This window comes from Pedobacter zeae (assembly GCF_014196715.1).
GTDB classification, from domain to species: Bacteria; Bacteroidota; Bacteroidia; order Sphingobacteriales; family Sphingobacteriaceae; genus Pedobacter; species Pedobacter zeae.
Map to the genome: position 1 here is coordinate 346,206 of NZ_JACIEF010000004.1, position 26,287 is coordinate 372,492.

General features: G+C 40.9%; 10 protein-coding genes. 7 read left to right on the top strand and 3 right to left on the bottom strand.

Going from position 1 to position 26,287, the window contains the following annotated elements; genetic code table 11:
* Nucleotides 1–11: 11 nt before the first annotated feature.
* Nucleotides 12–2,603 (bottom strand): NACHT domain-containing protein, encoded by a 2,592-nt coding sequence (locus tag GGQ60_RS20180; RefSeq protein ID WP_183767790.1) that lies wholly within the window; start codon nucleotides 2,601–2,603, stop codon nucleotides 12–14.
* A gap of 240 nt (nucleotides 2,604–2,843) precedes the next feature.
* On the opposite strand from GGQ60_RS20180, the gene GGQ60_RS20185 reads away from it, so the two are divergent.
* The 4 genes from GGQ60_RS20185 (at nucleotide 2,844) to GGQ60_RS20200 (ending at nucleotide 22,595) form a co-directional block, all read left to right on the top strand.
* On the top strand, nucleotides 2,844–16,307 hold the full coding sequence (locus GGQ60_RS20185; protein ID WP_183767792.1) for an Ig-like domain-containing protein: 13,464 nt from the start codon (nucleotides 2,844–2,846) through the stop codon (nucleotides 16,305–16,307).
* A gap of 37 nt (nucleotides 16,308–16,344) precedes the next feature.
* The gene (locus GGQ60_RS20190; RefSeq protein ID WP_183767794.1) at nucleotides 16,345–17,346 is read left to right on the top strand and encodes a PorP/SprF family type IX secretion system membrane protein; all 1,002 of its coding nucleotides are present in this window, start codon (nucleotides 16,345–16,347) and stop codon (nucleotides 17,344–17,346) included.
* A gap of 69 nt (nucleotides 17,347–17,415) precedes the next feature.
* Nucleotides 17,416–19,416, top strand: coding sequence for an OmpA family protein (locus GGQ60_RS20195; protein ID WP_183767796.1), 2,001 nt, complete (start codon nucleotides 17,416–17,418; stop codon nucleotides 19,414–19,416).
* A 368-nt stretch (nucleotides 19,417–19,784) separates the two neighbouring features.
* Nucleotides 19,785–22,595, top strand: a complete 2,811-nt coding sequence (locus GGQ60_RS20200; protein ID WP_183767798.1) for a lantibiotic dehydratase — start codon at nucleotides 19,785–19,787, stop codon at nucleotides 22,593–22,595.
* Here the strand turns inward: GGQ60_RS20200 and GGQ60_RS20205 are convergent.
* Nucleotides 22,579–23,694, bottom strand: coding sequence for a sensor histidine kinase (locus GGQ60_RS20205; RefSeq protein WP_183767800.1), 1,116 nt, complete (start codon nucleotides 23,692–23,694; stop codon nucleotides 22,579–22,581). The genes GGQ60_RS20200 and GGQ60_RS20205 overlap by 17 nt on opposite strands.
* Before the next feature lie 145 nt (nucleotides 23,695–23,839).
* Between GGQ60_RS20205 and GGQ60_RS20210 the strand changes: the two genes are divergently transcribed.
* The gene (locus GGQ60_RS20210) at nucleotides 23,840–23,992 is read left to right on the top strand and encodes a hypothetical protein (protein ID WP_183767802.1); all 153 of its coding nucleotides are present in this window, start codon (nucleotides 23,840–23,842) and stop codon (nucleotides 23,990–23,992) included.
* A 165-nt stretch (nucleotides 23,993–24,157) separates the two neighbouring features.
* On the opposite strand, the gene GGQ60_RS20215 is transcribed toward GGQ60_RS20210, so the two are convergent.
* Complete coding sequence (locus GGQ60_RS20215; RefSeq protein ID WP_183767804.1) at nucleotides 24,158–24,901, bottom strand: LytR/AlgR family response regulator transcription factor; 744 nt, start codon at nucleotides 24,899–24,901, stop codon at nucleotides 24,158–24,160.
* Between the two features lie 365 nt (nucleotides 24,902–25,266).
* Here GGQ60_RS20215 and GGQ60_RS20220 point away from each other — a divergent pair, with 365 nt between their 5' ends.
* Together GGQ60_RS20220 and GGQ60_RS20225 are read left to right on the top strand one after the other, a co-directional pair.
* Complete coding sequence (locus tag GGQ60_RS20220) at nucleotides 25,267–25,641, top strand: hypothetical protein (RefSeq protein ID WP_183767806.1); 375 nt, start codon at nucleotides 25,267–25,269, stop codon at nucleotides 25,639–25,641.
* 21 nt (nucleotides 25,642–25,662) lie between these two features.
* Entirely contained in the window at nucleotides 25,663–26,130 is a 468-nt protein-coding gene (locus GGQ60_RS20225; RefSeq protein ID WP_183767808.1) for a type I restriction enzyme HsdR N-terminal domain-containing protein, read from the top strand.
* Nucleotides 26,131–26,287 lie beyond the last annotated feature (157 nt).

The following is a 26,287-nucleotide window of genomic DNA, read 5'->3' on the forward strand; positions in this document are numbered from 1 at the left end:
ACCGCCTCTCCTTATAGGTTTTGGTGCCGGCGATAAGATTTTAAGATCTTAAAGGTATGTTCGAACTCATGGCTGCTTAGATTAGAATAATCAGGCATAGAGAGCTTATGTACCGTTAAAAAATTTAGCAGTTCTTTAATTACGTTCGATACTTCTTCAGATTCTTCAGTATGCTTTAAGATTTCGATCTTATTTAACAACAGGGAAATCTCGAACATCTTAAAGTTATTTTTTGCCGTAATGGCCAGGCCTGTATTGGTTTCTATAAGCGCCTGTTCGTAATTATTAGTGGCATTGTAAAAGTTGGCTTTAAGCACGCTAAAGCCAGCCAGTATAAAATTGGTATAATAAGTATAATCGCTGCTGATAATTTTATCAACGAATTGTATAATGCGCTGAGCTTTTTTGAAATAGTTAAGTTTGATATACGTTTGCCCCAAATGCAGCAACAAAAAAGGAGAGAAAACCGAATATCTTACATAAAAAATATTAGGATACTTACTTAAAATTGCCATGATAAAGCGATGGCATTCTGCATAGCTTTTTTGAGAGAACAAGGTAATCAATACCAACCGGTAAGAGAGTATTTCAGCAGAAGTGATCTCTTCGTTTTTTTGTGGTTTGCTCTGGTCTATCTCCTGGCAAAGTTTTACGATTTTCTCTTCGAGGGTTTTACTCTCATTGGGTTTATTAACCAGGTTATTGTAGAAATAAAGAATTAAATCGTATGGATTGATCGGGAAGAGTTCGTTTAATCTTTTGTAATTCCGCTTTAACAGCTGCATGGTGTTGGCTAAAGCTATTTTATCTACATCGATTAAGTTAACGTTGCACTCTATTATATGCAGCATGATCTGAACGTCTTCATTCAGTACATTCTCCGAAATGGTTTTAATGGTTTCCTTGTACAGGTTACTCATGGTCCGCCCACTGGCCATAATGTCTATAAAATCGATTCCAATACTTAACTTATTAAAGTTGGAATTGGGTTTGCTAAGTTCATATTTTGATACATAACAGATAAAATCGAATGCCTTGTTTTTTTCGCTGTTGGCAAAGGGAAGCCTGAAAATATTTTTTAGGGCCGAAATCTCATTTCGGGTGATACAGAACCTGATCGCCCAGTTCAGGATATGGTCTCTCAAAGAAGTCTGCCCAGGGAAATTACTTAAAATATGCTCAAAAAATAATTTACAAGGCTTGTAGTCGAATTTATCGGTAATTTGTATAAACAGGAAATAGGTGTAAATATCGTCGTTTAAAAAACGTACAATTTCAGTAGGAATGGTGGTGCTTAACCTTTTTTCTTCGATGATGATCCCTGCGTGTAAAAGTTCTTCATATGCATCGGGGTAACAATTGATATAACTTAAGATTTTTTCTTTGGAAACCCTTAATTTCTTATTTCCTTCTGAAATGCAATCGCTTATTTTTTTGAGGAGAAATACTTTTTCGGTGCTTTTTTTTGCCAGAAACACACGTTTCTCTAAGAAATAGCTTATTAACTCATAACATAACAAAGGATTACTCAGCTCAAGATGGTGATTCTCTTCCTTGAGCTTGAAATAAACCTGTAGCCAAAATGGTGTTTTAAACTGTGTTAGTAAAGGCGTACTTACATCTGCCCGATTGATAATTTTGTTTTCTATGTGGCTTAAGGTGTAGAGTACTTCATCGGCATTCAATGAAGGCACATTACTTAGGGTTTCCTGGTCATAAAATAAGCCCGTATACCAGGCTTTAGTTAAAGATGCAGAACCGTAAATGGCGGGCTGAAGATTGATCCAACTATTTGTTCTTAGGCCAAATACCAGCTTAACAAAACTGTTTTCTTCAATACTATATAAAAAATCGATAAACGTTTTGAAGTAATTGCTCCTTCCTAAATGTTCGTCAATACCATCCACAATAATAATGAAACGGCCCTCTCTTTTCTCTGGATTTTTTTTAAAAAAACTGATTAACTCAGAAAGGCTCCCGAATTTAAATTCTTTTAAAAACCAATCTTTTAAAGTATCTCCATTTTGAATAATGGTATTGATACTGGTAGAATTAATCATTAAAACAATATCGTTTTTGTAGAGGGCATTTTCTGATAAGAAAAAATACTCAACCATGTGTGCCAGCAGGATCGATTTTCCCTGACCGGGTTGCGCACTGATGGTGGTAAACTGATAGTTGTTCTTTAAGAAATAATCAAAATCGGGATAAAAAAAACTTCTATTGGCGGTAGCGTTAAATGGAACGCCAGAATTATTCTTTTGGGCAATTAACGATATCTCGGTTATGGCATGTGCTTTTAGTCTTAAATCCTGCCAGATACTTTGAACAGAGGTAGTTTGATTTTCCTTGTCTTTACAGAATGAATCCCAGTCGTTATAGCCTATGTACTGTGATAAGCTATTTAACGTAAATAAGGAAAATTTATGTAAGGTATTTGCAAAGCCAAAGAATCGTTTGATCGTGGTTTCACTTACATAGTTTTTGGTTTCTTGAAATACATATTCAGAAATAATCTTACAATGAGCCGGGTCGATATTTCTCAAGCCAGATTTTATAAGGACAAACTTCCTGAGTTCGATAAGGAGATCGTTAGTATTCATTAATTAACAGATGGGATGACTACCGCTAATGTCATCAAAATTTCACAATTGAGGAAATCTATTCATGAAGAAAGCCTTGTATGAATAAAATGAATGAAACAGATCGAGTAAAAATGAATAGCAATGGATAGGATAGGATGCTATTCTAGATATAGATTTGTCATAATTATATAATGCACTGCCAAACATTTACCAATAGCAGCATTAGCGCATAGTATGTCTCCTAAAATAACGCCTGACATGATGAAAACTCATACTTTTTCGTCCCTAACTGGGATAATTCGCAATACTTGTGTTGCAATCATCATTGTATTAACGCTCTTTTCCGCCAAATCGTATTCGCAAACAAAAATTTTTGCAAATACAGTAACCAAATCGGATCATGTTACCAATGCAACCAATGCAACGATAAACGACAACACTTTTGCCTCGGTTAATTCGTATGGCGGAGTTGCTGTAGGTATCGGGTCATATAGTGGCGAACTGGAATTGACTTATCCGGCTCCGGTTGCTGCCGGAATTACCTCGTATATCAGGATAGATTTTGACGGTGATATCCTGAACAGGCTACTGGGCGGTAGTTTAGGTACCTTACTGGCTAATGTAGGCGGAACGGTAGTTCTAGGAAACCATTCCTTCCAGGTGGGGGCCAGGAATGGTGCCACAGCAGTACCCCCAACGGGCGGGAATAGCGTAGATGGGTTTTCTTCAGATAATTTACGGCTGGTAAAAGATGCTAATGGTTTCTTTTACATAGGAATAACCCCAACACAGACTTACGACAGGGTGTTTATAAAAGATGTAACCAACGCGCTTTTGCTTTCGGTTTCTAATAGCACTAAGGTTTATTACTCTTTTTATACTTCAGGTACCGACCCTTGTGCACAGGCATTTACTACCGGATATGAAGGTACCGGTATTACACTCGATGCATTGCAACTGGGCAGCTCAGGTGTAACCAATAGCGAAAGGGCCATTGATTCAGATCCAAACAATTTTTCTCAACTCAGTTTAGGTATTCTTGGCGTGGGCTCATCCATTAGCCAAAATTTTTATTTTGCAACACCCTCTAATCCTGGCGACGATATTAACCTGAGAATAAGCTCTTCTCCGGCATTATTAACGGCGGGGCTTTTACAAAATATTTCTATCACCGCATACAATGGTGGTACCCAGGTATATACCGGATCGGTTCCAACAGTCTTAAATCTGGATTTACTTGGCTTATTAAATAGTGGGCAACCGGTTTCAATACCTTTTTCTCCGGGTGCAAATGTGGTGTACGACAGGGTGAAGGTAACACTGGGTTCGGTGGTAGCTTTAAATCTTACCCAAACCTTAAATGTTTATGGTGTAATCCGGTCGGCAGGCCGGCCAACGCCAGCCAGCACCGCAATTGCTGCATGTTATAACAGTACCGTAGCTTTAAACGCAACTACCCCTGCTACCAACGAGTTAAGATGGTATGATGCAATTGAAGGAGGAACAGCCTTACAAACAGTAGCTTTTAACGGTACCTTTACTACACCACCGTTAACCGCTACCAAAACTTATTATGTTGCAGCCAGAAGATTGGGCTGTACGGCAGAATCGGCAAGGATTCCTGTTACCATTACGGTAAACCCACAGATTATTTTTAATGGGGCAACATTACCGAATGCCACACCGGGCTTTGCTTATTCTAAACAATTGGATGCAGCCACAGGCGGAACGGCAGGTTATACGTACGCCCTGGCTTCTGGCAGTGCATTACCGGCTGGCTTAACGTTATCATCAACCGGTGCAATTACAGGAACGCCAACGGTAAGCGGTAATTCGACATTTGATGTGGTGGCTACAGACAGTAAAGGCTGTAAGGCAACTGCAACCTATAATTTAACGGTAACCGCCTCATTGGTACTGGTACCCGGTGCATTGCCTGATGGTGTAACCGGAACGGTTTATCCTACGCAGACTATTCCGGCCGCTACCGGCGGAACAGGACCATATACTTATAGTGCAACAGGCGTGCCTCCGGGCTTAACGTTTGACCCCGCAACAAGAGAAATTAGCGGAACACCAACCCAACCCGGACTATATTCGATTCCGGTTACGGTGGTTGATGCAAATGGTAATACCCTTGTATCGAACTATACTTTAAAAATTACAGATCCATTGGTATTGCCTACAGCGACTTTGGCTGATGGTACAACCGGAACCGTGTATACCACGCAGATTATCCCATCTGCAACGGGCGGTACCACACCTTATACCTACTCGGCAACAGGCCTTCCTCCGGGTTTAAGCTTTAATCCGGCTACCAAAGCCATTTCGGGTACACCAACAACTGCCGGAACGTACACGGTGCCGGTTACGGTAACCGATGCGGATGGCAAAACGGTAACAACCAATTATACCATTAACATTAACAACCCGTTGGTTTTACCAGCGGCAACTTTGCCTGATGGAACTGAAGGAGTGGCTTATGCTACACAAACCTTACCGGCTGCAACAGGCGGTGTTGGTCCGTATACCTATGTAGCTACCGGTTTACCTGCAGGATTATCATTCAATGCCACTACAAGAGAAATTACCGGAACGCCAACCCAGGCCGGTAATTATACTATTAATGTTACGGTTACCGATAGTCAGGGCAAAACAGCCAGTAATACTTATGCTGTTAAGGTAAATGGAACATTAACGCTGCCAACAAGAACATTGCCTAACGGAATTGTAGGTGCCTCTTATTTACCGCAAACTTTACCGGCGGTAACAGGTGGTACTGCGCCATATACTTATGCCGCTACTGACCTTCCTCCGGGGTTATCATTTAATCCTACTACAAGAGAAATTTCCGGCACACCTACACAAGGTGGCAACTATACTATTTCTGTAACAGCTACAGATGCCAATAATAATAAAGCAACTACCACTTACGCCCTAACAGTAACAGTAAATGCACCGGTTGTGGCTTCAGCTACCGTATGTAGTGGCAGCACGGCTACGTTGACCGTAAGCAACCTTCAGGCTGGTGTAACTTATAACTGGTATGCATCAACCGGAAGTACTCCATTGGCAACCGGTAATAATGGTACTTTTGTAACACCTGTTGTAAATTCGGCAACAGTATTTTATGTAGAGGCTGTTTCCGGAACAGCAGTCAGTTCAAGAACATCAGTTACAGTTTCAGTTAATCCACCTGCCACTTTAGCTACGGTTACCACCAATAACCAGGTCATCAACTCCGGCCAAAGCACAACTTTAAACGCGACTGCCGATGCTGGAAATACCATTGCCTGGTTCGACGCTCCGACAGGAGGTACACAGGTAGGAACAGGAACTTCGTTTACTACACCAGCTTTAACAGCAACCAAAATTTATTATATAGAAACCACAAGCAGCAATGGCTGTAAAAGTGCAAGCCGTGTTCCGGTGACGGTAACCGTAATTAACGGTGGCGGAGCCACAGCTTGTAATGCGGCTAACAGTCAGAATACCGGTATTAATGGTATCTGTTTACTATGTGCTATAAATGGTGCAGGTAATTCAACTGATGCTGATGCCAACAATTTCACCAGAATTTCTCTTGCTGTAGGCGTTGCCGCAACTGGTTACCAACAATTGATTTTTCCGTCTGTAGGATCAGCTACTGACAGCATTCGCCTAGATCTAGCTTTACCAACCGGTTTAGCTGATGTTGGCCTTTTAAATAATGTAACCGTTACTGTATTAAATGGTACTACGGTTGTAAAAACAGTACAATTAAGCGGGGGATTATTAAGCCTTCAACTTTTATCCGGAAATCGGTTTGCTGCCACTGTTTTAGCAGGGGGCGCTTACGATAGGGTTCAGGTGAGCTTTGGCGCATTGGTTTCGGCTTTAACCAGCTTAGATATTTATGGTGCAACCGTAGTTTATCCTAACCCAACATTTATAGCAGGTGCACAATCTATTTGTTCTGGTAGCACTGCCACATTAAGTGCAACGGCAAATGGTGGTACCACTTTAACCTGGTTCGATGCACCAACAGGCGGAACACAAGTTGGAACGGGAGCAAACTTTACTACTCCGGCATTAACCACAACTACTACTTATTATGTTCAGGTAACGAAAGGGACTTGTTCAAATACAACAAGAGTTCCGGTGGTAATTACTGTTAATCCGGCCATTGTATTTGCGGGTACTACTTTAACCAATGCAACCATTGCCTCCCCATACAGTAAACAGCTTCCGGTTGCTACCGGCGGAACTCCGGGTTATACCTATGCTTTAGCTGCGGGCAGTACCTTGCCAGCAGGTTTAACCCTATCTACAAGTGGCCTGGTAAGCGGAACACCAACTGCAACAGGTAACCCAACCTTCGATGTTGTTGCAACTGATACAAAAGGTTGTACCACCACAGCAACATTTACTTTAACCGTAACACCAGCATTGGCTTTGGCTCCTGGAGCATTGCCTAACGGTGTAACAGGTACGGCCTATACTACAAACGGAATTCCAGCTGCAACGGGTGGAACCGGACCATATACTTACACAGCTACAGGTGTTCCTCCGGGATTAACTTTTAATCCGGCCACGAGAGAAATCACCGGTACGCCAACTCAAACCGGAACCTTTACTATTCCGGTTACGGTAACAGATGCCAATGGCAATACCATTACTTCCAATTACACCCTTAAAGTAACTGATCCATTGGTTTTACCAGCGGCCACTTTAGCTAATGGAACCACTGGTACAGTTTATCCTACACAAACGATTCCATCTGCAATAGGTGGTTCAGCACCTTATACTTATGCCGCAACTGGTCTCCCGCCGGGATTAACTTTTGATCCGGCAACAAGAGCAATTACGGGAACACCTACACAATCCGGAACTTTCACAGTACCGGTGACCGTTACCGATGCCGATGGAAAAACAACAACCAGTAACTACACCATCGTAGTGGTTGATCCGTTATTGTTGCCAGCGGCAACTTTACCTGACGGGACGGAAGGAACAGTTTACGCTACGCAAACTCTTCCTTCGGCTACTGGTGGCGTTGGACCTTATACTTATGTAGCAAGCAATCTTCCGGCAGGATTAACTTTTAATCCGGCAACGAGAGAAATTTCTGGAACACCTACACAAGCCGGAAATTATTCGATCGGTGTAACGGCTACAGATAGTGAAGGCAGAACGGCGAGCAATACCTATGCACTTAAAGTAATTGGTGTATTATCTTTACCAGGTGCAACTTTACCAAACGGTATTGTGGGTACACCTTATCCAACGCAAACTTTGCCGGCGGTAACAGGCGGAACAGCGCCATATACTTATTTAGCTACAAACCTTCCTCCGGGATTAAGTTTTAATACGGCAACAAGGGAAATTACAGGAACACCTACTTTAGGTGGAACTTTTACGATCTCTTTAACCGCAACAGATGCAAACGGAAACAAAGCCACAACAGCTTATAGCTTAACCGTAACCGTCGATGCACCAGTGGTTGCTGCAGCTACTGTGTGTTCCGGAAGCCCGGCTACCTTAAGTGTTAGCAATTTACAGGCCGGAGTAACTTATAACTGGTATGCTTCTACCGGAAGTACACCATTGGCTACCAATAATACAGGCGTTTTTGTAACACCTGCAGTAACTGCTCCAACAGTATATTATGTTGAGGCGGTTTCAGGAACAGCAGTAAGTTCAAGAACTGCGGTTAATGTTTCGGTTAACCCTCCGGCCACAGCGGCAACCGTAACCACCAACAACCAGGTAATTAACGCCGGTCAGTCTACCACTTTACTGGCAACAGCCGATGCCGGAAATACGATTCAATGGTATGATGCGGCTACAGGCGGAACGCAGGTAGGAACAGGTACTTCATTTACAACTCCTGTGCTTAACGCAACTACTACCTATTATGTAGAAACCACCAATGCAAACGGCTGCAAAAGTGCAAGCAGGGTACCGGTAACCGTAACTGTATTAAACAACAATGGCGGTACTGCCTGTAACGCGGCAAATTCGCAAAACTCTGGTATAAACGGAATCTGTTTATTGTGCGGTATAACCGGCGCAGGCAATTCTACTGATGCCGACCCAACCAACTTTACCAGAATATCACTTGCAGTAGGCGTAACCGGATCGGGTTACCAACAGTTAATTTTCCCTGCTGCTGGAACAGCTACAGATAGTATTCGTTTAGACCTAGCATTACCAACCGGTTTGGCAGATGTTGGTCTATTAAATAATGTAACGGTTACCGTATTAAATGGTACTACCGTTGTAAAAACAGTACAATTAAACGGTGGACTATTAAATCTTCGGTTGTTATCAGGTAACCGTTTCACTGCCACTGTACTGGCAGGCGGCGCTTACGATAGGGTACAGGTTAGTTTCGGAGCCTTGGTTACCGCTTTAACCAGCTTAGATATCTATGGTGCAACAGTAATTTATCCTGATCCAACGGTAACAGCAGGTGCACAAACCATCTGTGCCGGAAGTACAGCAACTTTAACTGCAACAGCAAACGGTGGTACAACATTGGCCTGGTACGATGCTGCAACCGGTGGTACGCAATTGGCCACTGGCGAAACATTTACAACACCAGCTTTAACCGCCACCACCACTTATTATATCCAGGTAAGCAAAGCAGGTTGCCCGAACACAACAAGAGTTCCGGTAACAGTAACGGTTACCCCGGCATTACCAACACCGGTATTGGCAACCATTGCCAATGTTTGTGAGGGGTCATCCGCAACTTTATCAGTTGCCAACCCTGATCCGGCAGTAACTTACAAATGGTACGATGCCGCAACTGCTGGTAATTTACTATTTACCGGGGCGGTATTCCAAACTCCCGCATTAACAGCGGCTACTACCTATTATGTAGAGGCATCGCAGGGCAACTGTACAAGTACTGCACGTGCGGCAGGAGCTGTATCTGTAAACCCTCGTCCGGCTTTACCTGTGGTAACTGCAAGTTCATCAACTGTAAGCGCTGGTCAGACAGCCATTTTAACTGCCAATTCTGCAGATCCAACCAATACTTTCAACTGGTATACTTCTAACACTTCAACTACGCCGGTTTATGTAGGTGCAACTTATGTTACGCCGCCGTTGTTGGCCACTACTACCTACTATGTAGAATCGGTTTCTACCAATGGTTGTGCATCAGCAAGCCGGGTTCAGATTACGATTACAGTTGATGGCAACGGTTCGCCTAACCCGGTTCCTTGCGAGGCGGCAACAACACAGGTAAATGGGGTTACAGGGGTGGCTTTATTATCCGGTGTGTTTAACCCTGCATTGGCGATTGATAACGATACACAAACTGCATCTTCATTGGTAATGCCAGTGGGCGCACTTGGTGCATCGGTTTATCAAAGAGTTGGTTTTGGCTCGCTATCTAAAGTAGGTGATACCGTACGTGTATTGGTATCATCACCAGGAAAATTATTATCACTTGCGTTATTGGGTAACGCTGCAATTACTACTTATGTTGGAAGCAACAGTAATGGCGATTCGCACCTGTTAAACGATAACTTAATTAATATCCAATTATTAAGTGGCAATACTCAGGCCTTAATCACTTTTGTTCCAACGAATGTTTTCGATGGGGTAGAGCTTAGGTTAAACTCAGGTTTATTGGGCGCTTTAACTTCGATCAATTTAAATTACGCACAACGCATTTTAATGGCACCAACCGTAACGGCTGCCAATGTTACCTCTTGTGTGGGTTCTACTGCGCAGCTGCAGGTGAGCAATCCATCAGCAGCTTTAACCTACAGGTGGTACGATGCAAGCGGTACTTACCTCAGCGGTAAAGACGGTGTTATATTTACTACGCCGGTTTTAACAGGCGATACTAAATTCTATGTAGCTGCAGTTTCTGCAACAGGTTGTGTAAGCTACAAAACTGTGGTAAATGTAACCACAAACCCTGCTCCGGTAACGCCTGATTTACTTTCGGCATCGGTTAATACCTGCCCTAATACATCGGTTACCTTCCAGGTTAAAAATCCGGTTGCAGGTACTACTTATAACTGGTACGATACTGCCACATCAACCACCGTATTATTTACCGGTGATAACTTTACTACGCCGTTAATTACTGCAGACAGAAGTTATTTTGTAGCTGCGGTAAACAGTTGTGGTACATCATCAACCAGAACTGAAGGTAAAATTGTACTTGGAACCATTGATGTTCCGGTAATTACACCACCATCAATAACCATTAGTGAAGGTTCTGTTGCCGTATTGAAAGCAACTTCGAGTACAGCGGGAGCAACCATTAACTGGTACACTACTGCCAACGGAACAGTTCCGGTATATACTGGCGAAACCTATGTAACGCCACAATTAAGCACTACAACTACTTATTATGTAGAGGCTACCATACCAGGTGGATGTACTGCAACAAGCAGGGCAACCGTAACTGTAACGGTGATTCCTAATGGTGGTCCGATACCTACCCCTTGTGGAGCGGCTACAACAACAGTTGCAAGCGGTGTAACAGGTGTAGCCGTATTGGCCGGCGTATACAACCCTACTTTTGCGGTTGATAACAACATCAATACAGGATCTAGCCTGGTTATCCCGGTAGGATTATTAGGTGCATCTGTTTATCACCAGGTTGGTTTTACAGGATTATCGAATGTAGGTGATACATTAAGGGTAAAAATTACTACTCCAGGTACATTGCTTTCGGTAGCTGTTTTACCGAACTTAACAGTAACCACTTTCCAGGGAACAACCAGCAATAACGATGCGGTGTCTGTATCTAACCCATTAATTAGTTTAAAACTATTAAGCGGTGGAACATCGGCTATATTAACTTTCGTACCGACCAGCAGGTTTGATGGAGTAGAATTGAGGTTAAACTCGGGTTTACTCGGAGCACTAACCTCAGTTAATTTCGATTATGCACAAAGGGTAATTACTACCCCAACCGTTAATGCAGCTACAGCAAGTGCTTGTCAGGGGTCATCTGCAACCCTAAGTGTGCAGAACCCACAAGCAGGTGTAGTGTACAAATGGTACTTGGGTACAACTTATCAAACAGGAAAAGATGGGGTAACTTTCATAACAGACCCAACTTTAACTGCCGGAACCTATGTTTATTCGGTAACTGCAACAGCTAATGGCTGTGAAACTTTAGGTACTAAAGTAACAGTAACTGTATTGCCTCCGGCAGTAGCACCAATTCCATCAACTACCAATCCGGCTACTACCTGTATCGGTACATCTGCTACCCTGAGTCTACAGGCTGTTGCAGGAATTACTTATAACTGGTACGATGCTGCCACAGGTGGAAATATGCTGGTAACCAACAACAGCAGCTTTAATACGCCTGCAACACTTGCAGCAGGAACTTACGATTATTATGTAGAAGCCGTAAGTGGAGCCGCCTGTTCAAGCTCAACCCGTACCAAGGTTTCAATTACGGTTAATCCATCGGCACTGCCTACTGATTTAACGGTAACCGGAACAACTTCATTATGCGCTTCTGGCACGGCAGTACTTACTGCAGCCAGCACCACTGTAACCAGTCCGGTATTTACCTGGTATAGTGATGCAGCTTTAACACAAGTAGCTTATGTTGGAGCAGTGTTTACTACACCAGCAATTACAGCTACCACCAAATACTATGTTACTGTAAACGGAACAAATAAATGTGCTAATACAGCAGGCAATGCAAAAGAGGTTACCATTACGGTAAATCCTGTTGCAAACCCATCTGATATTAATTTAGCAGGAACAAGCACAGTATGCGGCGGTTCTTCAGTTACTTTAACCGCAACAAGTACCACCGTAACCAACCCGGTATTTACCTGGTATAGTGATGCCGCCTTAACAACGGTAGCATTTACCGGAGCTAGCTTTGTTACGCCAACGCTTACTGCTACAACTACGTATTATGTAACGGTTAAAGGCGATAACAAATGCGAAAATACGGCAGCAACTGCAAAATCGATTACGATTACGGTTAATCCTGCTGCTACTGATGCCGATATTACTGCCAGCGGAATTACTTCAATCTGTAAAGGATCAACCGCGGCATTATCTGCTTCAACAACTACAGTAATTAATCCGGTGTTTACCTGGTACAGTAATGCTGCTTTAACAACTGTAGCCTACGTAGGACCAAACTTTACTACACCGGTACTGAACGCAAGCACAACTTATTACGTAACCGTTAGGGGGGATAATAAATGTGAAAATTCGGCGGCTAACGCCAAGGCAGTTACCGTAACTGTTAAGGATTTTGCTACTGCTGCAGACATTGCAGTAAGCAATGCCAAAATCTGTTCGGGCTCTACTGTAATGTTAATGGCTTCGAGCACCACGGTAACACAGCCAATATTTACCTGGTACAGCGATGCTTCATTAACCAGCGTGGTATTCACCGGACCAACCTTTACCGTAACCGGTTTAACGGCTACTACTACTTATTATGTAAGTGTTAAAGGAACCAATAAATGCGAAAACGCTGCCGTTGATGCCAAAGCTGTAACTGTAACGGTTAATCCATTGGCTACCACTACCGATATTATTCTTAACGGAAGCACAACTGCCTGTGCAGGTTCATCGGCAGTATTAAGTGCAACTTCTGCAACTGTAACCAACCCGGTATTTACCTGGTACAGTGATGCGGCTTTAACCAATGTAAGTTTCATTGGTGCAACATTTACTACACCGCCATTAAATGCTACTACTACTTATTATGTAACGGTTAAAGGCGACAATAAATGTGAGAATGCACCTGGTACGGCGAGGGTAATTACCATTACAGTTAGCCCGGTTGCTACTGCTTCTGATATTACTGCTGCCGATGCAACCATCTGCTCTGGATCTGGTACTACCCTGGTAGCAAGCACAACAACTGTAACCAATCCAACATTTACCTGGTACAACGACGCTGCTCTAACTTCGGTTGCTTATGTAGGTACATCATTTGTTACCCCGGCATTAACGGCAACAACTAAATATTATGTTACTGTTAAAGGCGATAACAAATGTGAAAACTCAGGCATTACTGCAAAAGTGGTAACTGTAAATGTTAATCAAGGTGCCACCGCTGCGGATATTGCCTTATCAACACCTGCATTGATATGCGGATCGGGCACTGCAGTAATCAATGCAAGCTCAACAACGGTAACCAGCCCGGTATTTACCTGGTACAATGATGCTTCATTAACCAGTGTGGCCTTTACCGGACCAATATTTACCACGCCGGTACTAACCAGTACTACTACTTATTATGTAACCGTGAAGGGCGCTAACAAATGTGAAAACAGCGCAGCAAATGCAGCAACTGTTACCATTAAGGTGAACCCAATAGCTGTTGCAACCGACATAGTGGTAAATGGCTCAACCAATGTTTGTGGAGGATCTAAGGCTGTGTTAACGGCAAGTAGCACTACCGTTACCAACCCGGTATTTACCTGGTATACCAACGCCACTTTAACTGATGTAGCTTTTGTAGGCGCAGTATTTACCACGCCAACATTAACCGCAAACACTACTTATTATGTAACTGTAAAAGGTGATAACAAATGCGAAAGCAGTGCGGCAACAGCTAAATCGGTTAATATTGTGGTTAATCCGGTAGCTTCGGCAACTGATGTGACGGCTTCAGATGCCACCATTTGTGCAGGATCATCAGCCAGCTTAGTGGCCACTACCACAACAGTAACGAACCCAATCTTTACCTGGTACAGCGATGCTGCTTTAACAACACCGGTATTTACAGGGGCAACTTTTAACACGCCAGCGTTAACCGCAGCAACTAAATATTACCTAACTGTAAAAGGCGATAACAGATGTGAGAGTTCTGCTGCAAACGCGAAAGTAGTTACGGTTAATGTAAATACAGGGGCAACGGCTGCTGATATTACCCTATCAACCCCAGCCAGAATATGTGGTTCGGGCACAGCAGTAATCAGCGCAAGCTCAACAACAGTGACCAGCCCGGTATTTACCTGGTACAATGATGCTTCACTAACCAGTGTTGCCTTTACCGGACCAACATTTACCACTCCTCTATTAACGGCTACCAAAACTTATTATGTAACCGTTAAGGGTGCTAACAGGTGTGAAAACACAGCAGCAAATGCAAAAACAGTAACCGTAACAGTTAATCCAAATGCTGTTGCAACCGATATTACAGTAAATGGATCTACTTCGGTTTGTGCGAATACAGCTGCAACTTTGGCCGCAACAAGCACAACCGTTACTAATCCAATCTTTACCTGGTACAGCGATGCTGCTTTAAATACAGTAGTATTTACTGGTCCGGTGTTTACCACGCCAGTATTAACTGCCAATACAACATATTATGTAACGGTTAAAGGAGATAATAAATGTGAAAATACTGCAGCAACTGCAAGAGCAGTAGCCGTTACGGTAAATGCAGCACCAAATAACCCTGTAGTGTCTGTTCCAAATGGAGGTATATGCGCAGGCGATGGTGCCACCCTAACGGTAACCAATGCACAGGCGGGTGTTACTTACGAATGGTACAATGCAGCTGTTGGTGGTAATTTATTATTCACAGGTACTACATTTAATGTAACAGCCTTGACGGCAACAACAGATTACTACATTTTAGCTATCGGAACCGGAGGTTGTAACAACAATGGTGGCCGTGTTAAAGTAACAGTTACTGTTAATGCAAAACCAACCGTACCAACAGTAACTTCATCATCAGTTAGCGTTTGTACAGGCAGTTCAGCTGTACTAACGGTTACCAACCCTCAAACCGGTGTAACATACAATTGGTACACTGCATCAGTAGGTGGAACGTTGGCAGGAACAGGTGTAAACTTTACCACACCTGCAGTTAATGCAAACAGCACGTACTATGTTGAAGGAGCAAACGGAACCTGTACATCATCATCTAGAACACCAGTAAACGTAGTTGCATTACCAGTGCCGGTTGCACCGGCATCGGTAACACCAGCAAATGGAACACTGTGCGCGGGTAGTTCAACGATATTAACTGTAAATAATCCGGTAACAGGATTAGTATACAGATGGTACGCTGCGAGCTCAGGCGGAGCGGTATTGGCAGAAGGCATAACCTTTACTACACCAAACTTAACGGCTACCACCATCTATTATGTAGAGGCCATAGCCGTTGGCGGATGTGCCAGCCCAACAAGAACAAGCGTTACCGTTAATGTATTGCCGGTATTGGAAAAACCAGTAGTGGTGGTACAAAATACAACACCGAACAGTGTAACCTTCGCATGGGCTGCTGTTACAGGTGCCACGGCATACGAAGTTTCGTTAGATAATGGTTTAACCTGGGTTAACCCAACAAGTGGATCAAACGGCACAAGTTATTTGGTTACCGGCCTGAAACCAGATCAAAGCGTAACCATAATTGTAAGGGCCAAAGGTCAGATTGAGTGTCAAACCAGTGCAAATTCTACCCCAGTAACTGGCAAGGCAGCAAATCCTTTCGGAGATCAGGTTTACATACCAAATGCATTTACCCCGAATAACGACGGTAAGAACGATATTTTCTTAATCTATGGTAATACCATATCAAGTGCGAAAATGAGTATTTACACACAATGGGGTCAATTGATATTCCAGTCAGATAACGTAGCAAATGGATGGGATGGAACTTTCAAAGGCGTAAATCAACCGGTCGGAGTTTATGTATACATGGTTGATATTACATTCACCAATGGAACAACATCATTGAGAAAAGGTACAGTAACGCTGATTAGATAAGAAGAGGATTAATATTAAACAGATAAAATCAAAGACCATGAAAATACTATCGGCTTTAAAAATATATGTTGCAGTGCTAGGATTGCTGCTTTATACAGCTAAGTCCTTCGCACAAACTGATCCGCATTTTTCACAATATTATGCAAACCCATTATATCTTAACCCGGCCCTGACAGGGGTGATAGATGGCGATTACCGTGCAACTGTAAATTTTAAACAACAATGGAGTGCACTCAACAGTTCTTTCTTAACGGGTGGTGCATCTTTCGATATGGCTCCTAAAAAGAACTTCGCTTTTGGGGCAACCATTTTAAATCAAAGGGCCGGAGAGCTGGATTTTAACTACCTCTCGGCCTTGGTATCGGGCTCATACCGTTTAAGGTTTGGTGCCGAAGGTTTGCAGATGGTAAGCTTTGGATTACAAGCCGGTGTAATTAACCGGAGTTTCGATTTCTCTCAGGCTAGGTTTGGTAACCAGTTTAACCCAATTTCAGGTTACGATGGCGGTATGATGAGCGGCGAAACACTTTCATCACAATCTTCTTTGGTGCCTGATGTCAACGCCGGAGTAATGTTTTTTGATGGTAACCCTAACAAAAGTGTAAATGTTTTCCTGGGCGCAAGTGCAGCACACTTAACACGCCCTATGGATCGTTTTTCTGGCTCAAACTCACGTATTCCTATTCGTTTTACCGCACATGGGGGCGCACGTATCAAGGCTTCGGAGTTATTGGATATTGTACCCAACGCATTGTTCATGTATCAGGGCAATACAAACGAAGTTTCGTTCGGCGCTTATGCACAGCTTAATGTTAATCCATCGGCAAACATCCTGTTTGGTGGCAATTACCGTAATAAAGATGCTGCAATTGCTTTTGTGGGCTTACAATTGAAAAATATGGTGTTCGGTTTAAGCTATGATATCAATACCTCTTCATTTAACCGTGCTTCTAATAGTAACGGTGGTTTAGAGCTTTCAATATCACTGATTGGCCGTAATGGAATTATTGGTCCGAATTTCTTTTGTCCACGTTTATAATTAATCAAATGAAACCATGATGATTTTCGGATCATGATGCTTCATCACCATTGAAACAAGTTTAGGAAGATGAAAAAAATATTACTCTTTTTGTTAGTGGCATTTGGCGGTTTTGCAAACGCACAGTATGTGGTAAATTATAAAAAGGTTGCAGATACTTATTTCGAAAATAAGGATTATTACGCAGCATCAACTTTTTATAAAAAAGCCTTGAAAATTACTGGCGATAGTAGCCATGTCATATTGCCATATGGTAAAGAAAGAAAATCAGCGGCTGATGATAAAGTGATAGAAGACTATGAAGGATCGATTTATAACCTTGCAGAATCCAGTAGACTGTACAGGGAATTTGGCGAGGCTGAAAAATATTATGCAATAGCGATAACCTTTACCAATACACGTTTTAGAAAGGCGTTATATTATTATGCTGAAAGTTTAAGGGCAAATAAAAAATTTAATCAGGCCATCGATGCTTTTCAACAGTTTATCCAGAAAAATCCGGGTGATGTGTTAGCTAAAGACGCCCAAAAGGAAATCGAGTCGTGCAAATTTGCGATCGAAGAAATGCGTTTTCCACGCATGGTACAGGTTAAAAAAGTATCTGGTAATGTAAACGGTTTAGGATCCAATTATGCTCCTGTTAAAATCAATAACGAACTGTATTTTACTTCTTCCCGCCCGGTTGCTGTAGCGAGTAAAAAAGATATGGTTAAAACAGATGCCGGAGAGTTTCAGGTATCAACTAAAACCAATCCGTTTATTAATAACATTTATGTGGCTAAAGGCGAACTAACTTCAACCGATATCGCAGTTAAAAAAATCGATATCAGTTTCCCTAAAAATACAGAAGCTGCGGCAGCTGCTTTTACGCCTGATGGGAATACGATCTATTTTACAGCCTGGAAGGATAAAGAAAAATATGCTATTTATTCTTCTAAGAAAACAGGTGATAAATGGACAGATCCACAACCACTTGGTTTGCAGGTAAACAGTAAGGATTTTAATTCAACGCAGCCTTTTGTTACCAGCGACGGTAAATTCCTCCTTTTCTCGTCCGATAGAAGCGGTGGTTATGGTAAATTCGATCTTTGGTATTGTGCCGTGCGTGAAGATGGTTCATTAGGCCAGGCCGTAAATTTTGGCCCGGAAATTAATACCGAAGACGATGAGCGTGCCCCATACTATAACACGTTAACCAAAAAGTTATTGTTCAGTACCGACGGGCGAATTGGTTTTGGAGGTCTTGATTTCTTTGAGTCGGAAGGTGATTTGGTCAATTGGTCCAGTCCTAAAAACCTGGGTTATCCATTCAACTCATCAAAAGACGACCTTTACTTTACCGCAACTGATGACAAAGGTACCAAAGGTTATATCAGTTCTGACCGCGAATCGTCATGCTGTTTAGAAGTATTTGAAGTGAAAAAAGAATACCTTTCTATAGCAGGCCTTTTAACCGATTGTAAAACCAAATTACCATTGGCAGGTGCCAGTGTTACCCTAACCAATGCAGAAGGTTCTCAGAAATTAACCACCGGTACCGATGGCATTTACAGGTTTAAGGTAGATTCTAAAAGACCGATCAAATTGCTTTTTGCAAAAGATAATTATTTCGCAATTACTAAAAACTATGCCTATGAGGAATTGGCAAAAGCAGATACCTTAATTTATAAGGATTATTGCTTAAGTCCTTTCAAATTGGGTATTCCAATAACGTTAGAAAACGTTTATTACGAATTTAATAGTGCCGAACTCACCGAAGCTTCTAAAAAGGTATTAGATTTTCTGATCCCGATTATGGAAGATAATCCTGGAATGGAAATAGAATTGGGATCACATACCGATAACATTGGTACAGATGAGTATAACCTGGATCTATCCAACAGAAGGGCAAAATCTTGCACCGATTATCTGGAAAGTAAAGGAATTGCTGCTTCGAGAATGACTTCTAAAGGATATGGAGAATCGATGCCAATCGCACCAAACGAGATTATTGTGAAACGTAAGAAAAAAGATAATCCCGAAGGAAGGGCAAAGAACAGAAGAACAGAATTTAAAGTAACCAAAAAATAGTATACAATTAACATCCCGGTAAGCCATCTTTCTACAAAGAAGATGGCTTTTTTAGTAGGTTTTTTATCCGCTAAATAAATGATCCTTGATTCATGATACAGGATTGCCATCCTCCACCAAATATAGCTTAGTTAATTGTTGGTTCGTGGATACACGAACCGGGGCTTTGTGTTTTAACTCAAACGACAAATTTTTAACCTCTCTTCTGCCTCCGTCATTCCCGTATCATCAAGGATCGAAAACCCAATTAAGATACGAACAAAGTCCATTATATTTTGAGGTTGATCATCAACTGAGCGCCACCAATTGCGGGCTGAAAAAGAATAATTAAATTAATCTTTGTAATTTTCGGCTACCATTTACACGCAATGAAACTGAAGATCCAACCAACCGTAATTTTTAGAACACCTAAATTTTCATATCAATCCGAACTGGCAGATTGTTGGGAGGAATTAAAACAGGCCATTTCTGTGTCTTCAGCAGCTTTTTACGAAACCATAAAAGAAGTAAAAGCAAGCGAACTCAAGGATCTTCCGCCTAGGGTTTATTTCACCATCTGGAAATATTTTAACCGTGCGAAGTTCCGCTCAACACCTTACGGCACTTTTGCTGGTTTTACGTTGTTAAACAATGCCATTAAACCATCTGAAAGCAAAATCGTAATCGAACAAACTCAAACGGTACGCGAACTGGTTGATTGGCCTTCTAAGAACAATATTCAATTTCCATTAGCAGACCTATTGCAGAAAAACTGCCTTTTATTTAGTAACAGCAGTTATTATTTAACGCCCAACAGTATCCGCTATATAGCCTGTAGCGATGGTGTTTTCGAACTGGCCGAGTTGGATCAAGATAACTTTGTAAAACAAATACTGGCTGCCTGCTTAAAGCCGCTCAGGTTTAATGATCTGGTAAAACAATTAAATTTAAGTAATGCTGAAACTGATAATCTGTTTGGCCTGCTACAGGATATGCATGATTTACAGCTTATTTTTACCAATTATGACCCCAATATTATTGGAGATGATTATTTTGAACGGTTAGGCCTCAATGCTACAGCCGGGTTGCCAAAATACCTGATCGCACAGCGCAAAGCTTTGTCGGGCGGTATTAATGAGCATTTGTTTCAGGCCGTTCCAGGTTTAATCACTATGCTGCATAATATAATGCCAGCAAGAGACCGTGATGCGCTTAGCCAGTTTCAGGTTAGGTTTAAGAAGAAATTCGAAGAGCAGGAAGTACCGCTTTTATTGGCGCTGGATCCGGAAATGGGAGTAGGCTACGATGAGTTGGAACAATCCGGTCACAACAGCGCGTTTATCACCCGCTTTAGTAATAAGGCACCGAAAAAATCAGATGCAGAAAATATTAAAACGGCATTAAAGCCTTATTTAACGGAACAGCATTTCGAAAAAGGTAAAACTGTTTACCTGAACAAACAGGATGTGAAGCCGAATCAAAAATTGGCACCTTTACCCAATTCATTTAGCATGGTAATGTCGGTTCATGATGATTTGATTTTTATCGAACAGATCGGCGGAGTTACATCAAATGCATTAAACGGGAGATTTACAATGGCAGCCGACGAGGTAGCACAGTATGCCAAAGACGTTGCGGCTGCAGAACAACAGGCAAATCCGGAGGTGCTATTTTTTGATGTGGCTTACATGGTAGAGGCCAGTGTAGATAATGTAAACAGAAGAAAACTGATTTATGGGCATCAGTTATCCATCTTAAATTTTGATACCTCAGCATCGCCGCTTGCCTTAAACGATATACAGATTTCAATTAGGGGCACAGAGATTATTCTTCGCTCTAAGCATTTGAATAAACGCCTCGTGCCAAGAATGGCTTCTGCGTATAACTACACCCGCTCTGATCTTTCTGTATTCCGGTTACTGTGCGATTTACAATATCAAGGCATACAGGCCAATCTTTCCTTTCAGCTGGATACTGTTTTCCCTGATTTGGATTATTATCCAAGGCTACAATATCAAAACATAGTTTTAAGCCGTAATAAATGGAGGATTAAAAAAGAAGCCCTTTTAGGTGCCGATCAGAAATTGCTGTCTGTAGCCAACTGTAGATCATACCTGAACAATTTAGGGGTTAGCGAATATTTTAAAGCAGGTATATCCGATCAAACACTATGTTTTGCCCTGCAAAACGACGATGATATAGCTGCTTTTTTGCAATACCTGCAAAAAAATGGAAGTACCTATATAGAAGAAATGTTATTGCCTCAAAACACTACCGTGATTGATGAAGCCGGCAGGCCTTATTTGGCACAGTTTGTATTAGGCCTAGGTCACGGTGAACAAATTTATCGTGGTTTGACCAAGAAATCTGCAGATGCAGGGGTAACCCGGTTTTTCCTGCCGGGTAAAGAATGGTTGTATTTCGAAATTTATAGCCACCATCAGCGTGGTGATCAGATTTTGACAGAAGTAATCGCCCCTTTGGTATCCACCCATAGTGATCATGTTAAATCGTGGTTTTTTATCCGCTACAATGAAAATGGAAACCACATCAGGTTTAGGATTCGACTGAACAATCCGGACGATGGGCAATTGTTAACATCAAAACTCATGGATGATCTTGAACTGTTCGTAAATTCAGGTTTGGTGTCTGATGTGCAGATTAAAACCTATAAGCGTGAGTTAGAGCGTTATGGCAGTAATATGATCGAAAATGTTGAGCAGCATTTTGCTGTCGATAGTGAATTTGTATTATCGCTATTAAAAACCCAGGCTGACGATTTCAGCAAATACCAATGGTGTGGTCTTTTGTTTTCGAAGATTACCGGATCTGGTGTGATCGATAAGCCGGCTATCAATAAGATGGTAAGATTGATGTCTGATAGCTTTAATGAAGAACACCGGTTAGATGCAGCCGATTTTAAACAATTAAATAATCATTACCAGGAGTTTCGAAAAACAGAAAGAGCAGTATCAACAGCAGAACAGGAGCGGAGCTTTGGCATGTTTTCAGATTCGTTTATCAAAACGCTTAAGCTATGTGCCCCGGAAAATGCGCCAAAGCTATTGACCGATTTAATCCATATGCATGTGAACCGGCTTTTCAACCAAGATCAGCGAACCCACGAAATGGTTATGTACTATTTTCTACTAAAAGATATTCAGCGGCAGAATGCGATTGGAATTAACGGTTTAACTTAGCCAATGGATTAAGGGCGGTTACACTTATTTCGGTGATATAGCGGTTAAGCGGATCTTTGTAATAACTGAATACATAATCATTACCGTAAAAACTGCTCAGGCGCTTGCCAATATTATCAATCCCAACATGGTGGCTTGCTGTCTGCTTGCCCTTATTATCGTTGATCATGTTGATGGTGCTGATATGAAGTTTATCTTGTTGATAAGTAATTTTAATAAGTGCCGGCTGAGTGGAGTGCGAAACATTTCCATGCTTAAACATGTTTTCCACCAGCGTTAATAAAATAAGCGGCGGAAATCTCAACCCGAACATATCGCCTGTTACCTCAAGTTCCAGGTTAATTGTGTTAGCTGTACGGAGTTTATGGAGGTTGATCAGGTGTTCAATTTGCTCAATTTCTTCACTTAAAGGAACCATCTCTGATGCTTCAGGCCGTTTTAATGCATAACGCATCATTTCAGACAGGTTCATAATGGCATCTGCCGCCATCGGTGCCTTTTTGCGGGCATCATTATAAATAAAGTTCAATGTATTAAACAGAAAGTGTGGGTTGATCTGACTGCGCAGATAATCGTTTTGGGATTGAACCAGGTCATTCTCTAAAGCCTGCTTTTCTATTTGGGTAACAAGATTCTGTCTTTCCAGCGCCTCTAATCTTTTTTGATCCTGGAATGATTTAATGATATACACATAACCGGTAGAATAACCAATATAGAGTATACACCTGTAAACACAGGATAATATAAATTCCCGGTCTAAGAATCCTATTGAGCTTTTCGTTAGCAGCCCAATTTTTTCAAACAAAATGATCAGCAGAAATGTAGAAACTGCGTATCCGGAAATTACTAATGTAATCAGGGTAACGATTTTTAATATTTTTAATGATTTCGTTTGCGTAGTTAATGCTTTCTTAAAGAAAAAACCATAAATATAAAATGTAGAAATGTTAACAATATAAACGAGTAAATAAGCGGCTGGTTGTCTGAACCTGTTGGTTACTAAACCAAGAATAAACACTTCATAAACGATGTAAAGACTCCATACCAATAGGTGAAACTTGTACTTTTCGTAGAATGTTTTTAAGTTTAAAAAGTTCATTTTTTTTCCTTTAATCTATTGAAATGGGGTTTTTATCTCCCAAAACTGGGGGTTTGTGTAAAAAAATGGTTGTAGTTGGTTTTGACATGCATCTTTACAGAAAATTAATAACAAAAAATAATTACAACAATTAATATACAATATTATGAAAGCTCAAAATACAACTGCCACAACTAAACTTGCTAAAAAAACTGCCTTTATTTATAAAAACATTAAAGCTCAAAACAACTATTCTACAAGTCCGACAGGCGATATGAGTCATAGCGTAATGACAAGCTTTATTGTAGATGTAATATAGTTTATTCTATTATAAAAGCTAGAAATACAGTAGCTACGGGTAAATTTGCCAATAAGCGTTTTGTTTATTAAAAATATTAAAGTTCAGAACCATTAAGCAACTCATCTGAGTTCTGAACAAAGCCATGCAATAATACTGACCAGCCGGATTGATGCTGTTTTACAATTATTGATTCCTGTTGGATTTTAGTAAACTGCTTTGTACATAGGCGAAGAAAGTATCTTTATAACCTTCGCCAATTTGTATCATTTCGTTATTTACCAATCGGATTATATTTCCATCTACCTTTTTAATTGCAGCTTTGGCAACAATATTAGATTTATTAACGCGTATAAATGCGTGGTTTTCTAAAGCCTTTTCAATTTCCTTAAGTGTGAGGTAGGTAGTATGGGTTTCAGATTTTGTAATAATCTGTATATAATTCTGTAAAGCTTTGATGTAAAGTATTTCATCAATGGCAATATTGGAAAAAGCATACTTATGGTCGCCTTTAATATATAAAGCCGATACCGGGTCTGCTTCTTTGGAAACAACTTTTGTATTGTTTGCCTCTTTCTTCAAAATCCTGTCGATACCGATTGCAAATTTTGAAAATGAAATAGGTTTTAGCAGATACTGATCCGATTGTACATCAAATGCCTGCAAGGCATAGTCTGGATGTGCTGTTGTAAAAATCAAATATTTTGCTTTTTCCCTGATGTTTTTAGCCAGTTCCAATCCATTTATTCCTGGCATATCAATATCCATAAACAATAAATCAATTTCGTCCTTCATGCTTATCTCCGTAAGCGCCTGGACAGGGCTGGTAAAAGTTTTAAAAACAGTTAAACCAGGCATTTCTGCAATGTGGTCAGTTAGTACTTCAATTGCGTGTTGCTCGTCGTCTATAACAACGCATTTTAGATTCATGGGTATAAATAGGTTTGTTTTGATTTGAAATGCAAGTTAAATAAAAATGAATGGATTTAGCACATGGGCTAAAAAAAATCTTGAATCCGTTTTCATCTAAAAAACTTAAGGGTTTCGTGTAATATTCCGGGTGGTTGATGTAAAAAAATTAATCGCACAGCTTCTTTTTTTAATCTTTATACTGTTTGCCAAAAACAAATAATTAGAAGTGAAAACGGCTAATTGAAAAAAAAACATCTACCTGCCCAATTTTGTGTAGCCTGTTAGATAATAAAATTAAAACAGGCCATACAATACTGGGTAAGTTTAATTAAAAACTAAAAACCGAAAAGCAAAGAATTATTTCCCTACATCTATCAAGCCTCATGAAACACAACGAATACGAGTATTTACTGAATAAAATCTACTACAAGGGAATTCTAAAAAATCAAGGGATTAACTCAGATATGTATCAGAGAATGCAGAATGAGTATAGCAATCTTGATGGACAAAGCCCTGTTAAAGGCCAGTTGGATGGCGATTATGCATTCAGAAAATCTTTTCTGGTGGTACGCAACTACGTTCAGCAGGCGATTAAAGATGGCATGAAAAGCCTCCAGTTTACCATGCAGGCAGCAGATATCAACAAATTAACCTACATGGTTGATATGTTGAACAGGAACTTTTTTGATAAGCAAAGTTTAGATCAAATTATTACCACTGCCAACTCGGTGTTTAACCAGTACAATTTAAAAAACTAACCACCTAATAATAGAGAAAACATGGAATTGAAAGACGAAATCGGGCAATTTGCCGTAAGAATTAAGAAAATGCTTCCACAAGTTCAATCTGAGGATTTAACCAGGAATGCGTTAGTTATGCCTTTTATCCAAATCTTAGGATTCGATCCTTCAGAGGTTCAATCCGAAGCCGTTCTAGATTTCGGGGTTAAAAAAAGTAAAAAAGTGGATTACACCATTATGAAAGATGGCGAACCAACCATCCTTGTAGAATGTAAACATCATAATGATAACTTAGATATTCACGATTCCCGCCTTTCTAAATACTTCCGTAAAACAAAAGCTAAATACGGTTTATTAACCAATGGTTTAGTATACCGCTTTTATACAGAGAAAATGGTAAGATCAAAGAAAAACCAGGAGCCATTATTTGAATTTAAAATAACGGATACTAAAGCGGCTATCATTGCTAAAATGATCGAAGATCATAATGTTACTTCATCAATGTAGATCAAAAAGCAATACAACAGCAAGCTAAACAAGATTATCTTAATCGAATCGTTTTCCGAAAATTATTATAAAAGCCCTGATTTAATCAGGGCTTTTTATTTTCCTGTACTAAAGAAAAAGGGAGAAACCGATTCGGTTTCTCCCTTCCCATAATACA